15 protein-coding genes, 1 tRNA gene and 1 pseudogene are annotated in these 12,422 nt (G+C 70.4%); 3 read left to right on the top strand and 14 right to left on the bottom strand.

Translation table 11 applies throughout. From position 1 onward, the window contains the following. Positions 1–81 precede the first annotated feature (81 nt). Positions 82–558, bottom strand: coding sequence for a DUF4383 domain-containing protein (locus BT341_RS11905; protein ID WP_072476351.1), 477 nt, complete (start codon positions 556–558; stop codon positions 82–84). A gap of 118 nt (positions 559–676) precedes the next feature. Further along, positions 677–1,057 carry an STAS domain-containing protein gene (locus BT341_RS45235; protein ID WP_072476350.1) on the bottom strand — a complete coding sequence of 127 codons (381 nt, stop codon included), beginning with the start codon at positions 1,055–1,057 and terminating at the stop codon, positions 677–679. A 369-nt stretch (positions 1,058–1,426) separates the two neighbouring features. On the opposite strand from BT341_RS45235, the gene BT341_RS11895 reads away from it, so the two are divergent. Continuing rightward, positions 1,427–1,633 carry a hypothetical protein gene (locus BT341_RS11895; protein ID WP_072476349.1) on the top strand — a complete coding sequence of 69 codons (207 nt, stop codon included), beginning with the start codon at positions 1,427–1,429 and terminating at the stop codon, positions 1,631–1,633. Positions 1,634–1,708: 75 nt separating this feature from the next. Beyond that, positions 1,709–3,010: a cellulose binding domain-containing protein gene (locus BT341_RS11890; protein ID WP_072476348.1), complete on the top strand. Its 1,302-nt coding sequence runs from the start codon at positions 1,709–1,711 to the stop codon at positions 3,008–3,010. A gap of 40 nt (positions 3,011–3,050) precedes the next feature. On the opposite strand, the gene BT341_RS47825 is transcribed toward BT341_RS11890, so the two are convergent. The 9 genes and pseudogenes from BT341_RS47825 to BT341_RS11845 form a co-directional block, all read right to left on the bottom strand. Further along, a complete protein-coding gene (locus tag BT341_RS47825; protein ID WP_425426472.1) occupies positions 3,051–3,344 on the bottom strand; it encodes an alpha-L-arabinofuranosidase C-terminal domain-containing protein in 294 nt (97 codons plus the stop codon). A gap of 250 nt (positions 3,345–3,594) precedes the next feature. Next, a pseudogene (locus BT341_RS47820) lies at positions 3,595–3,954 on the bottom strand (class I SAM-dependent methyltransferase); the annotation flags it as partial. A gap of 117 nt (positions 3,955–4,071) precedes the next feature. Further along, complete coding sequence (locus tag BT341_RS11875; RefSeq protein WP_072476346.1) at positions 4,072–4,521, bottom strand: GbsR/MarR family transcriptional regulator; 450 nt, start codon at positions 4,519–4,521, stop codon at positions 4,072–4,074. 25 nt (positions 4,522–4,546) lie between these two features. Beyond that, positions 4,547–5,533: an alpha/beta hydrolase gene (locus BT341_RS11870; RefSeq protein WP_245804940.1), complete on the bottom strand. Its 987-nt coding sequence runs from the start codon at positions 5,531–5,533 to the stop codon at positions 4,547–4,549. Between the two features lie 86 nt (positions 5,534–5,619). After that, a tRNA-Leu gene (locus BT341_RS11865) sits at positions 5,620–5,696 on the bottom strand. Positions 5,697–5,726: 30 nt separating this feature from the next. Next, positions 5,727–7,052, bottom strand: a complete 1,326-nt coding sequence (locus BT341_RS11860; protein ID WP_072476344.1) for an RICIN domain-containing protein — start codon at positions 7,050–7,052, stop codon at positions 5,727–5,729. 192 nt (positions 7,053–7,244) lie between these two features. Further along, entirely contained in the window at positions 7,245–8,579 is a 1,335-nt protein-coding gene (locus tag BT341_RS11855) for an NAD(P)/FAD-dependent oxidoreductase (RefSeq protein ID WP_072476343.1), read from the bottom strand. 84 nt (positions 8,580–8,663) lie between these two features. Then, positions 8,664–9,347 (bottom strand): uracil-DNA glycosylase, encoded by a 684-nt coding sequence (locus BT341_RS11850; RefSeq protein ID WP_072476342.1) that lies wholly within the window; start codon positions 9,345–9,347, stop codon positions 8,664–8,666. Continuing rightward, the gene (locus BT341_RS11845; RefSeq protein WP_072476341.1) at positions 9,344–9,703 is read right to left on the bottom strand and encodes a hypothetical protein; all 360 of its coding nucleotides are present in this window, start codon (positions 9,701–9,703) and stop codon (positions 9,344–9,346) included. The genes BT341_RS11850 and BT341_RS11845 overlap by 4 nt, the downstream gene beginning before the upstream one ends. Positions 9,704–9,734: 31 nt before the next feature. Between BT341_RS11845 and BT341_RS11840 the strand changes: the two genes are divergently transcribed. Beyond that, entirely contained in the window at positions 9,735–11,228 is a 1,494-nt protein-coding gene (locus BT341_RS11840) for a S10 family peptidase (RefSeq protein WP_072476340.1), read from the top strand. 18 nt (positions 11,229–11,246) lie between these two features. Here the strand turns inward: BT341_RS11840 and BT341_RS11835 are convergent, their stop codons facing one another. The 3 genes from BT341_RS11835 to BT341_RS47815 form a co-directional block, all read right to left on the bottom strand. After that, positions 11,247–11,846 carry a hypothetical protein gene (locus BT341_RS11835; RefSeq protein ID WP_072476339.1) on the bottom strand — a complete coding sequence of 200 codons (600 nt, stop codon included), beginning with the start codon at positions 11,844–11,846 and terminating at the stop codon, positions 11,247–11,249. 24 nt (positions 11,847–11,870) lie between these two features. Next, positions 11,871–12,155 carry a hypothetical protein gene (locus BT341_RS11830; RefSeq protein WP_143168533.1) on the bottom strand — a complete coding sequence of 95 codons (285 nt, stop codon included), beginning with the start codon at positions 12,153–12,155 and terminating at the stop codon, positions 11,871–11,873. An 81-nt stretch (positions 12,156–12,236) separates the two neighbouring features. After that, on the bottom strand, positions 12,237–12,398 hold the full coding sequence (locus tag BT341_RS47815) for a hypothetical protein (protein WP_084742834.1): 162 nt from the start codon (positions 12,396–12,398) through the stop codon (positions 12,237–12,239). Positions 12,399–12,422 lie beyond the last annotated feature (24 nt).

The raw sequence follows: 12,422 nt of genomic DNA, 5'->3' as shown, positions 1-12,422 counted from the left end.
TGTTCACTCCACTGTGGACAGGCGAGGGAACGCCGGCGGGCCGTCGTGGGCGGCCGCCGGCGTCCGGATGACCACGCGTGGCTAGCCGAGTCCCGGGCCGCGGGCCGCCTGCGGACCGCTGACGTGGCGTCCCGCGCGAGCGGCCAGCAGGCCGAGGGCGATCATGCCGACGCCGAGGACGAGGTGCAGCCAGTTGTCCGCGGTGTTGACGGGCACGAAGTTCGCGTCGCTGCCGTGGTCGATGAGCAGGCCGTACAGCCAGAGCACCAGGTAGACGGCGCCGCCGATGATCAGGAACAACCGGGCGCCGCGGGCGGTGCGGGCCGCGGCGAGGCCGACGATCCCGAACAGCAGGTGCACGATGTTGTGCAGGACGGAGACCATGAACAGGCCCAGCAGCATGGCCATCGAGTCGTGCCCGGCGAAGCTGAGCTGGTCGTAGTGGGTGGTGACGCCCGGGATGAACCCGAGCACGCCGACCAGCAGGAAGACGGCCGAGACGACGACGGCGGCGATCTGCACGGGCGTTCTGGTCCGGGTGTTCGCGGTGGTGGACATGGGTTTTTCCTTCCGCACGCGCCGTCGGCGGACCGCGGCTGGTTCGCCCGGGTGGGCGGCGCTGGATGATCGGCATACCCGGGCGCGCAGCCGTTAAGCGGCGTGTTCGGCGAGGCGGTCAGGAGTGGCCGGTCAGCCGGGTCGTGACCGTTTCGTCTTCGGAGGCCAGTGGCAGGACCCGGTCGAGTTCGCACATCGTGACGGCGCGCCGGACGACCGGGGACGGCAGCACGAGGAATCCGGTCCCGCGGGCGGCGCAGGCTTCCCGCGCGAGGACGAGGACCCGCAGGCCGCTGCTCCCGCAGAACGTGACTTCGCCGAAGTCGACGATCATCCGCGCGGTTCCCGGCAGCGCCGCGGACAGGGCCCCGGACAGCGCTTCGGCGTTCGTGCTGTCGATTTCGCCGCGAACCGCCACGACGACGGCCGAATCGTCGATCTGGCGGACCGTGATCGCGATTTCGGTGGCGCCACGGCAGCCCACCGGCCACTGTCGCATCGGCCCTCCCTGATCATGGTTCCGGCGCGGTAGCAGAAACAAGTTAGCCCGTTCGGCTCTTGCGGGGCAACCGGTGACACGGTTCCGGACGGGAGGTTCCGGCGTTCGTGAATCGATTTCAGCGTCGCCGGAGGATAGATCCGTTTTTTGCGACCGTGCGCGCCGCAAACTACCCCGGCACATTTTGATCAATGGAAGCCGCGCGGTATCGGGAAACAAACATTCACTCAATCGGGTGTCACCCACCAGCGGCGGTCAGCCACGCCCACGGCCGAGCTGGCGGGCTTCGCGTGGAGCCCGGGACCACTGCTTCAACGCGCTGGCACTGGCCGAAGGCGCGCCCAGGCCGGCCCGGACCAGTTCCAGGTCGTGGCCCCGGCGACAGTCCTGGCCGAAGACGCCTCCGCCGAGCTGGCCGACGACATCGGCGCGCGCTTCCGGGCGGCGCGCGAGAAGTCCGGGTTCGCGGAGAACTTCGGCGCGCTCACCGGAGCGGGTCTGCGCGACCGGGCCTGCACCTGGACGCCGAGCGCGCACCCGTTGCCGGCCCGCGAAGCCGGGGACCGCCGGACGTGACGGCCGTTGACAACCCGCTGGGTGCACGCCACTCTGGGAGCGCTTCCAGACGTCGTCGTCGCGAAGGAGGGCCCCATGGGCTCCGCCTCCCGCCGGGCTGCCGCGCGCCCCGCCGTTCTCGCCGCCGTGGCCACGCTGGTGCTGGGCCTGTGCGTCGGCTGGGCCTGGCCGTCGGCGGCCACCCCCGCGGAGACCATGACCGGCAACGCCACCCACTTCGACGCGCTCGGCGCACCCTACGGCGGCTGCGGCCTGCCGCAGGCCGTGCTCGACTCGCCGGACTTCGTGGCCCTCAACGTCTACAACACCCCGGGCGACTACAGCTTCTACCCGCGGCCGCTGCCGCCGTCGCAGGCCGGCAAGATCGGCCTGTGGGACAACGGCCGCAACTGCGGCCGGTTCGTGCGGGTCACGATCGGCGACTACTGCACCGGGACGAACGACGGCGCACCAGGGCAACCGTTCTGCCGCAACGGCTCCTGGGTCGCGGACGGCTACGACGGCGCGGAGCTGACCATGGTCGTGGCCGACAGCTGCGGCGACGCGAACGCCTGGTGCCGCGACGATCCCGGCCACCTCGACCTCGCGACCGACTCGCTCAACCGGTTCGTCAAGAACGGTGTCCCGGTCGGGGACATGAACCCGGCGCACTGGAACAACCGGCGCATCTCCTGGTCGTTCGTCGCCGCCCCGGCCTACACCGGCGACCTGAAGTTCGGGTTCCTGCAGGGCGCCCAGCGGTACTGGACCGCGATCGCCGTCTCGCACCTGCCCAACGGCGTCCACGGGGTCGAATACCTCGACGCGAGCGGGACCTGGCAGCAGGCCCAGCCGAACAGCGACATGGGACAGTCGTTCCTGATCGGCCCGACCACGACGGCGGGAACGTCGTACGCGGTCCGCGTCCGGGACGCCGCCGACACGCTGGTCAACAACGGGCGCGTGTACCGGTTCTCCCTGCCGGACCAATGCCTTTCGGGCTGCGCGGCGGCCTACACCCCGGTCACGTACACCACCGACGGCGGCACGGCCACCACCACTCCGCCCGCCACCACGACGACCTCGGCGCCACCCGCCGGCGCGTCGTGCGCCGCCACCACGGCGGTCACCGGCTCGTGGAACGGCGGTCACCAGCTGGACGTCACGGTGCGCAACACCGGTTCGGTGCCGCTGACGGGCTGGGCGACGTCGTTCTCCTTCGCGGGCAGCCAGCGGGTGTCCAGCTCGTGGAACGCCGTGGTGACCCAGAGCGGCCAGCAGGTGCGGGCGGCCAACCAGAGCTACAACGGAACGCTGGCCCCGGGCGCGACGACCACGTGGGGCGCCGTCGTGACCGGCGACGCCCAGCCGCTGACCGGGCTGACCTGCACGACGTGAGGTCCCCGGCTCAGGCTCCCCGACAGCCGCGGCAGCGTGATCACCAGTTCACCGCCGCCGACCGGCCGGCTTTCGCCCGTGCGTGGCACCACCCGGGCCGGGTTCGCCCCGGTGTTCGGCTCCTGCTGGTCGCGGTTGACCGCGAAGATCGCGACCCCGTCGTCGTCGCGCACCGCCACGGCGTCCAGGACGGAGACCCGCGCCGAACGCGGCTCTCGTAGCTCGGCGCCGTGATCACCGGCCGCAGCACGACGCCGCGGCCGTGACGGCGCATCAGCGCGAACCGGTGGAAGATCGTCTGCCGCCAGGCCGAGCCGCCCGGTTCGGTGCGGATCGCCCCGATCGCGTTGACCAGCTGGGCCAGGCACGATGCGCAGGCGCCCAGCTCGATGCCCGGGCCGGCCCGGCTCAGAATCGGTAGTGCAGGATGCGCGTGCCTTGGCGGGACAGCGCGGTGCTGCGGGCCATGAGCCTGGTGAGCGCGCGCAGGGGTTGCGGGAACGCGGCCGCTTCCGGGGCGTGGTCAGCCGGCGGATCATGGCCTGGAACGAGTCGCCGGGCAGGAAGGGCAGCAGACCGTCGGCCACGATCATGGCGGGCCGGGCGGCGGGCAGGGCCTGTACCCAGCCGGGGTCGGTGACGTCCGCGGGCACCAGGTGTGACCGGTCCGGGAGGTACCGCCGGCGCAGGTCCGTGACCTCGGGAAAGTCGACGTCGTACCAGTCGACGTGGTCGGGTGGAGCGCAGCGGGCCGATCGGGTGTCGAGGCCGCAGCCGAGGTCGACGACGACCGCGCCGGGGTGCGTGGCAAGGAACTGGCGGATGACGTCGTCGAGCTTCCGGGCACGCAGCGCGGTGCCGGCGATGAGGCTCGGCTTGAGTTTCAGCTTGGCGAAGTCGTAACCGGTGTCCTCGGCGATGCGGTCGGCGACCGTCGCGGCCATGGTGTCACCGAGGATCGGCGTCGGTGCCTTGCTGTCCAGTGCTCGGGCGTACAGGGTGAGCAGCAGTGTCTCCTGGACCGGGCCGAGGCGGAGCTGGGATGGCATGGCATGACGTTCCTAGCGTTTGGGGTTGCGGGCGGCGATGTCCCGCAGCCAGGTCAGGGATTCCTGGGCGGCCTTGATGCGTTCGGTGCGGGGTCCTTCGTGGCCGGTGATGGCGAAGCCTTCCTCGGCGATGTCGCCGAACGCGCCGAGGCTGTCGAGCTTCCGTTGGACGACCTTGTGCCAGGCGTCGTCCTCGATGCGGTAGTAGGCGGTGCGATCGCCGGGCCGGCGGACCTTGCGCACCAGCCCGATGGTGGTGAGCAGGCGCATGTTGGACGTCAGGGACGCCCGGCTGGCCTGGATCGTGTCGGCGATTTCGCCTGCGGACTGCTCGGGCGGGTCGCAGATCATGAGCCAGCCGAGGACGCGCCCGGTGATCGGCGGCAGCCCCCATTCCTCGACGCAGAAGGTGGCCACTCGTTCCACCCACCGCATGACCTGGTCCTGCTGTCCGTCACCCATGGCGCCTCGCTCCCGTGTCCGCTGGTCACCGTTTCATAGCGGCGACGGACTCGCGGGTGGGCGCCGGGGTGGTGGTCGCGGTCCGCGTCCGGCGCAGGTAGCGGTCGAACCACTCGACGGCCAGGTCCATGGCCTCCTCCAGCCCGGGGCCGGTGTAGAGGCCGAGGACGTCGTAGGGCAGGACTTCCAGCCGCTTGGGCTCACCGGCCTTGGCGAACGCGGACTGCGCTTCGTCGAGCATGTGGTAGGGGTCGTAACCGCCGTTGGCGATCATCAGCAGCGGAGTCGGCGCGAGCCGGTGGATGAGGTTCTCCGGGGCGAAGGTGAGGAGGTGCTCGGCGGAGTCGAGGGTCTTTTCGTTGCAGTAGGTGGGATACAGCTCGAGCGACAGGTCTTGGGCGCCCTTGGCGTTCTCGTGGTCGAGGTTCAGATGGGGCACCCGTGCGCTCTCGCCGGTCTCGTAGCGACGTCGCCAGTCCTCGGCCAGCCGCTCGCGCAGGGCGTGCAGCCCGTTCCGGCCGAGCAGCCGTTCCAGGTAGCGCCACCCGTTCCAGACGCTCGGGCTCTGCACGACAACGCACTTGGCGCGCCGATCAAGCACGGCGGCCTGGACGGCGACTGAGCCACCGACGCTGACGCCCCAGAGACCGATGCGCTCCGGTTGGACCTCCGGTCGCGTCTGGAGGTACGAGATGGCGCTGCGGAAGTCCTCGACCTGCCGCTCGGGGTAGTCCAGCCCCCGCGGCTCGCCTTCGCTCGATCCGACGGTGCGGTAGTCGATCGCCAGAACGACGAAGCCCGCCGCCACGAAGTACGGCGCGAAGTAGGCCAGCGCCTCCTTCACCATCACGCCGCTGTGTCCGAGTACCAGCGCGGGTGCCGGCGAGGCCGCGGACACGTTGTCCGGCATGTAGAGGTCGCCCGCGCAGCGGGTGCCCAGGCTGGTGAACGTCACGGGTTCCGGGTGCGACCACCCCTGCGGAGCCGAGTTGTCGCTAGTTGTTTCAGTCACGACTAAAATCTATAGCAGTGACTTGCCAGTGTCCAGATGGCAACGGAGGGAGGCGCGCCTGACGGGACTCGAACCCGCACTGCGTTTGGTGCCCCCGACGGGACTCGAACCCGCACTGAATCGATTTTAAGTCGACTGCCTCTGCCGATTGGGCTACGGGGGCACCGCACACTCTAGCGATGAACCATGGACGTCAGTGCACCGTCCACGACTGGTTGGCCGCTCCCGTGCAGGTCCAGATCTGCAACGGCGTGCCGTCCGCCGAACTCGGGCCCGTCGCGTCCAGGCACTTGCCCGATGCCGGGTTGATCAGCTGGCTGCCCGACCGGCTCCACTGCTGGGCGCCCGTTCCGTTGCAGTCGTAGAGCTGCACCTTCGTGCCGTTCGCCGTGCCCGCGGCCGCCACGTCCAGGCACTTGCCCAGTGCGCGGAACGTTCCCGACACCGACGTCCACTGCTGGGCCGCGGTTCCGTTGCAGGTGTACAGATCCACCGTCGTGCCGTTCGCGGTCGACGCGCCCGCCACGTCGACGCACTTGCCGCCGTAGCCCGTGATCGTGCCGCCGGTTGCCGGCGGGGGCGTCGTGCCGCCCGTGATCGCGTTGAAAATCCGCGAGTACGCGTAGCCCGTCGCGCGGTCGTAGTCCTGGAGTTCCCAGAACGACAGCTCCGCGACGCCGTTCGAGGCCGCGAAGCTCTCCAGCTGCTGGGCGTCGGACTGGCTGAACTGGGCGCCGTCGTCGTTGCGGCCCGCGATCGGCGTCAGACCCATCATCGCGTACGCCGCCGACGTCGAGATTCCGTACAGGCTCGCCAGTTGCGACGCCGAGGCCCGCGCCGCAGCGAGGGCGTCCGTCAGGACCGGCTGGCCGTCGTAGAAGTCCATCACCATCAGGTTGACCACGCTGACCTTGACGCCCTTGCTCTTCGCGTCGCGCAGGAGGTCCAGCTCCTTCGACGGCAGGCCCGTCGGGTCGACCGCCAGCGTGTAGTCGACCTGGACCGCCGGGTTCTGCTGCTGCAGCGCGGCCAGCGCCGAATTGCGGCGCTGGTTCGACGTCGTGTCGTCGAGGACGCCGCCTTCGATGTCGAAGTCCAGGCGGGTCGTGCCGTAGGTGTTCACGACGTTCGCGTACGCCGCGGTGAGGCTCGACGTGTTCGTGCAGGTCTGAGCCAGCTCACCGCCCGCCGCGCCGCCGAACGACGGGATGACGTTGCCGCCCGCCGCCTGCAGGGCGCTGATCTGCGAGTTGAACGAGCCGACGCCGGTGCCGTTCGCCTCCCACACCGGCGTGCAGCCGGACTGCGGGGTCAGGAACGCGAGCGTGAAGAACTTCGTGCCGGTGGCGTTCATGTCGGCGGCCATCTGCCCGGCGTCGGCGTCGGTGACCTGCAGGTAGGGCGCCGCGTAGTGGGCGGGGAAGGCGGGGCCGGCGGCGTCGGCGGCGGACGGCGTGGCGAGGAAGACCGCGGCGGGCAACGCCGCGACGAGCGCGGCTTTGGTTCGGGAAAAGCGCATGGGAGCTCCAGGGACCGTGGGAGGAGCGGGAGCGGACTTATTCCGCGTTGTGAAGAAAGGGTTTACCCGCTCGCCCGCCCAGTTGTCCAGACCATGCCGCTCACCGGCACACAGCCGGGCATTTCCGCGCAATAGCCCCGAAAACGACGAACGCCCCCGGCCGCGAGGGCCGGGGGCGTCGGAGCGAAAGCGTCAGGACTTCGAGACGCGCGTGAACTCGTCCTTGGGGTTGTTGATCTGCCCCAGCGAGATCACCTCGCGCCGGAACAGGCCGCCGAGGATCCAGTCGAACAGGATCCGGATGCGGCGGTTCCACGTCGGCATCGCCTTGAGGTGGTACGCGCGGTGGAACAGCCAGGCCGGGAAGCCCTTGATCTTCAGGTTCAGCGCGTCGGCGACGCCCTTGTGCAGGCCGAGGCTGGCGACCGCGCCGAGGTTCTTGTGGTAGTAGTCCTTCGGCTTGCCGCCGCGCATGACCTTGATGATGTTCTTCGCCAGCAGCCGCGCCTGGCGGACCGCGTGCTGCGCGTTCGGCGGGCAGGTCGCCGTCGGGTCCTCTTCCGTGCGCGAGAGGTCCGGGATCGCCGCGTTGTCGCCCGCGGTCCACACGTCCGGGTGACCCACGACCTGCATCGCGGCCGTCGCCTCCAGCCGGCCGCGCTTGTCGAGCGGCAGGTCCGAGTTGGCCAGCACCGGGTTGGCCTTGACGCCGGCCGTCCAGATGATCGTGTCGGTGTCGAACTCGGTGCCGTCCGAGAGCACCACGTGCCCGTTTTCGAACGACTTCGCCGCCGTCGAGAGGTACACCTCGATGCCGCGCTTCTCCAGCTGCTCGACGGTGTACACGCCCAGCGTCTCGCGGACCTCGGGCAGGATCCGGCCGGCGGCCTCGACGAGCACCCAGCGGATGTCGGAGACCTTGATGTTCGGGTAGTAGTTCTCCACCGCGAACCGGGTCATGTCCTCGAGCTCGGCGAGCGCCTCGATGCCGGCGAACCCGCCGCCGACGACGGTGAACGTCAGCAGGCGCTTGCGCAGCTCCGGGTCGAGGGTGCTGGCTGCCTCGTCGAGCTTGGTCATGATGTGGTTGCGCAGGTAGATCGCCTCGCCGATGGTCTTGAAGGCGATGCCCTCCTCGACCAGGCCGGGGATCGGCAGGATGCGCGCGACGGCGCCGAGCGCGACGACCAGGATGTCGTAGCCCAGCTGCTCGATGTGCCCGTCGGCCGCCTCGACCGTGACGGACTTCTTCTCGTTCTCGATCTTGGTGACGCGCGCGGTCAGCACGTGGCAGCGCTTGAGCACCCGCCGCAGCGGCACGACCACGTGCCGCGGCTCGATCGCGCCGGCCGCGGCCTCCGGGAGGAACGGCGCGTAGGTCATGTGGGGCTGCGGGTCAACGACGGTCACGGAGGCCTCGTTGGCCCGGAGCATCTTCTGGAGGCCGTACGCGGTGTACAGCCCGACGTACCCACCACCGAGGACGAGGATCCGAGTCGGTTCCGACTTCGACTTCGCAGCAGCCATGTCCTCATGGTCGCACCTTCCGCGTGACCCCGCTCGGGGGCCCCATCCGGCTGTGACCAGCGTCGCGGCGGTTTCCGTAACGATTCAGTCCGGCTTGGTCACCGAGGTCGCGGCACGGAAGACGGCCGCCACCATGGCGTGGGTCACGCGGTGCGTCTGGACATTGCGCGGCGAGACGTGATAACAGCCGAAAAGCCGCAGGTCGCCCAGCTCGACGACGGCTCCGTGGGCGAAGGCCGGACGCGGCTGCGGCACCGGCCAGCCCGCCGCGTCGAGCACGGGCAGTAACGCCTGCCAGCCGAACGCGCCGAGCACGACGATGGCGCGCAGTGTCGGACGTAACAGCGAGAGCTCCTCCGCGAGCCACGGACGGCAGGTGTCGCGCTCGGCCGGCGTCGGCTTGTTCTCCGGCGGGGCGCAGCGGACCGGCGAGACGAGCCGCGTGCCGTACAGCTCGAGGCCGTCGCCGATGGCGGTCGACGTCGGCTGCGACGCGAGGCCGACCTCGTGCAGCACGCGGAAGAGGAAGTCACCCGACGGGTCGCCGGTGAACATCCGGCCGGTGCGGTTCGCGCCGTGCGCGGAGGGCGCCAGCCCGACCACGGCGAGCGACGCGTCGGGCGGACCGAAGCCGGGCACCGGCCGCGCCCAGTACTCCTCACCGCGGAAGGCGGCCTTGGTGCCCGCGACGCCTTCCCGCCAGGCCACCAGCCGGGGACAGGCACGGCACCCGGCCACGGCGGCGTCCAGCTCGGCGAGGGACCTCATCGCAGCGCCGCCGCGGACAGGCGGGTGGTCTCGGGAAGGTGGTGGCGCTGAGCCCGGCAGCCGGCGTGGGCCGTCGCCCGGTGTCCTGGCCTGCTGCCTGCCTCGACGTGCCCGGCCGGATCGACCGACGGCGCTCCCGAGCGGCCCGCCGCGTTCGTGAACCCGGCTCGCGCGCACCCCACCCGGCTCCGCGTCTCCGGTGCGAGGGCCCGCACGTCATCCTCGTGCTCGGCGTCGAGGCGGGTCACCGCCGGCGGCAGCTCCGGGACGTCGCCGGACAGGTCGACGCGGCCGCGCAGCCGCTCCTGCCCGGCGCGCGCGTCCTCGGCCGTCGCCGGCCAGTCCCCGGTGTGCACCGGGTCACCCTGCCACAACTAAGTTGGGGCCATGGCGGACACGACCCCCGAAGAGGCCCCCGAGCAGCAGGCCGCGGACACGACGGAGATCCCGGCCGAGCCGACCGACGACATCGTCACGACCCAGCACACGCTCACCGTGAAGCGGAAGAAGCTCGCCTACACGGCGAAGGCGGGCCGGATCGTGCTCCGCAAGGAGGTCTTCAAGGACGGCAAGTCGGAGGGCCTCAAGGCGAAGGCGGAGGTGTTCATCACCTCCTACACCCTCGACGACGCCGACCCCGGCGAGCGGCCGGTGACGTTCGCCTTCAACGGCGGCCCCGGCTCGTCGAGCATCTGGCTGCACATGGGCCTGCTGGGGCCGCGCCGGGCGCTGTCGGGCGACGTCGACGACCCGGTGCCGCCGCCGTACGGGCTGGCCGACAACCCCGAGACGCTGCTCGCGCACAGCGACCTGGTGTTCATCGACCCGGTGTCGACCGGCTACTCGCGGGTCGCGGGCGGCGAGGAGACCAAGGACTTCCACGGCTTCAAGGGCGACATCGAGTCGGTCGGCGAGATCATCCGGCTGTGGGTGTCGCGGCACCAGCGCTGGCTGTCGCCGAAGTTCCTGGCCGGCGAGTCGTACGGCACGCTGCGCGCCGCCGGGCTGGCCGCGCACCTGCAGGAGCGGCACGGGCTGTACTTCAACGGCCTGCTGCTGATCTCGTCGGTGCTCGACCTCGGCACGCTGCGGTTCACCGAGGGCAACGACCTGCCGTACTCGCTGTTCGTACCGACGTACGCGGCGATCGCGCACTACCACGGCCTGCACGGCGACCGTCCGCTCGACGACGTCCTCGCCGACGCGGAGGACTTCGCGGCGAAGGAGCTGCCGTACGTGCTTTCGCGCGGCGCGCGGCTGTCCACTCAGGACCGGGCCGAGGCGGTGGCCACGCTCGCGTCGCTCACCGGGCTCACCGAGTCCTATGTGGACCGGGTCAATCTGCGGATCGAGCACGTCCGGTTCTTCACGGAGCTGCTGCGCGACCGCGGCCTGGTGGTGGGCCGGATGGACGGCCGCTTCACGACGTGGGAGCCGGACGGCGGCCGCGAGCACATGAGCGACGACCCGTCGATCTCCCGCGTGGTGGGCGCGTACGCGGCGGCGTTCAACCACTACGTGCGGGCGGAGCTGGGGTACGAGAACGACCTGCCGTACGAGATCATCAACGAGGACACGTTCAAGGCGTGGTCGTACGCGGAATTCGAGGGCCGTTCGGTGTCGGTGGTGGACTCGCTGAGCGCGGCGATGCGCGCGAACCCCCACCTGAAGGTCCACGTGGCATTCGGCCACTACGACGGCGCGACGGCGTACTTCGCGGCCGAGCACGTGCTGGCCCACCTGCAGATCCCGGAGGAACTGCGCGACAACATCGACACGGCGTACTACCCGGCGGGCCACATGATGTACGTCCACGAGCCGACGCGGGTGCAGCAGTCGAAGGACCTGGCGAAGTTCGTCAAGAAGGCGTCGAACCGCTGAGGACTTCGCGCAGGGCGGTCAGCCCACGCCGAAGAACCGTCCGGGGAGCTTGAGCTGCTCGAGCCCGGCGATGACGTGTTCCTGCGCAACGCGCTCCTGGCGCTCGAGCTCGCCGTAGCAGTCCTCGGCGAGCTCGTAGTACACCCACATGACGTCGGACCGGTCCGCCGGCTTCTCCGCGAGCCGGTCCGGCGGCAGGTGGATCGCCAGGTCGCCGATCCGTTCCCGCAGCCGGAGCATCTGCGCGGGCGGGTGCACCTCCCGGCGTTCGGCGAGGGACACGGCCAGTGCGGAAAGCTGCCTCAGGAGCCAGAGCTCCTGGGTCTCCGACAGCACGTCGCGCACGACCCTGGCCCCCACCGGCCAGTCGGACCGGGTGAGGAACTCATCGGCGGCTTCGCCGTTCTCGTACTCGAGCGAGGGGCAGATCCAGCTCGGCCGCTCGACACCGGCGGCGAAGTCCGCCCGGTCCCCGGCCGCGAGCCCGGCCACCGCCTCTTCGGTCTGCACCAGGCCCGTCTGCAACGCCAGGACCATGACGAGGTCGTCGATCGCGGTGGGCTGGTGGATGCTGTGCAGGGCGCGCAGCACCGCTTCCCGCACGTCACCGGGGCTCATGTCCGGTTCCTGACTTCGAGGCCGCTACTCGGGGATCGGGCCGATCGTCCCAGCGTGCCACGCCTGGATGGCGTCCTGGTACACCTGGTCCCAGGTTCGCGAGGTCGGCACCGTCGCGGCCCACCTCTCCCTGTTCTCCGGGCCGCCCACGCGCTGCGCCATGTAGTACTCGACGGCCCTCGCATCGTCTGACGTGTCGAAGTTCCGGAGGATGTGCAGCTCGTACGGGCCGTCGTAGTTCCGATGCCAGTCCGCGAACTCGCTGGTCTTGTACCGCCCCACCGGGTTCCCGGTGATACCGACCGTCAAGATCCTGCCCTCGGCAGCCGACGATGATGTAGAGCGACGTCTGGCCGATGCCGGGGTAGTCGCCGAAGATCGGCTTCCGCGTCAGCGGCACCGTCCCGACTTGGCGCTGCAGCGGTCGTTGTGAACGAGCACCGGGGTCTCGCCCGCGAACACGAAGTACGTGTGCACCCGGTCGACGGTGAGGTTGTAGGTCCGTCCGCCATTAGGGGTGAGGTCGACGCCGGAGACGAGCGTCCCGGCCAGGCCAGCGACCTCAAGCCACGCTTA

Source organism: Amycolatopsis australiensis (assembly GCF_900119165.1).
GTDB classification, from domain to species: domain Bacteria; phylum Actinomycetota; class Actinomycetes; order Mycobacteriales; family Pseudonocardiaceae; genus Amycolatopsis; species Amycolatopsis australiensis.
The sequence above is the reverse complement of the archived record's forward strand: the minus strand, read 5'-3'. Positions and strand labels throughout refer to the sequence as shown.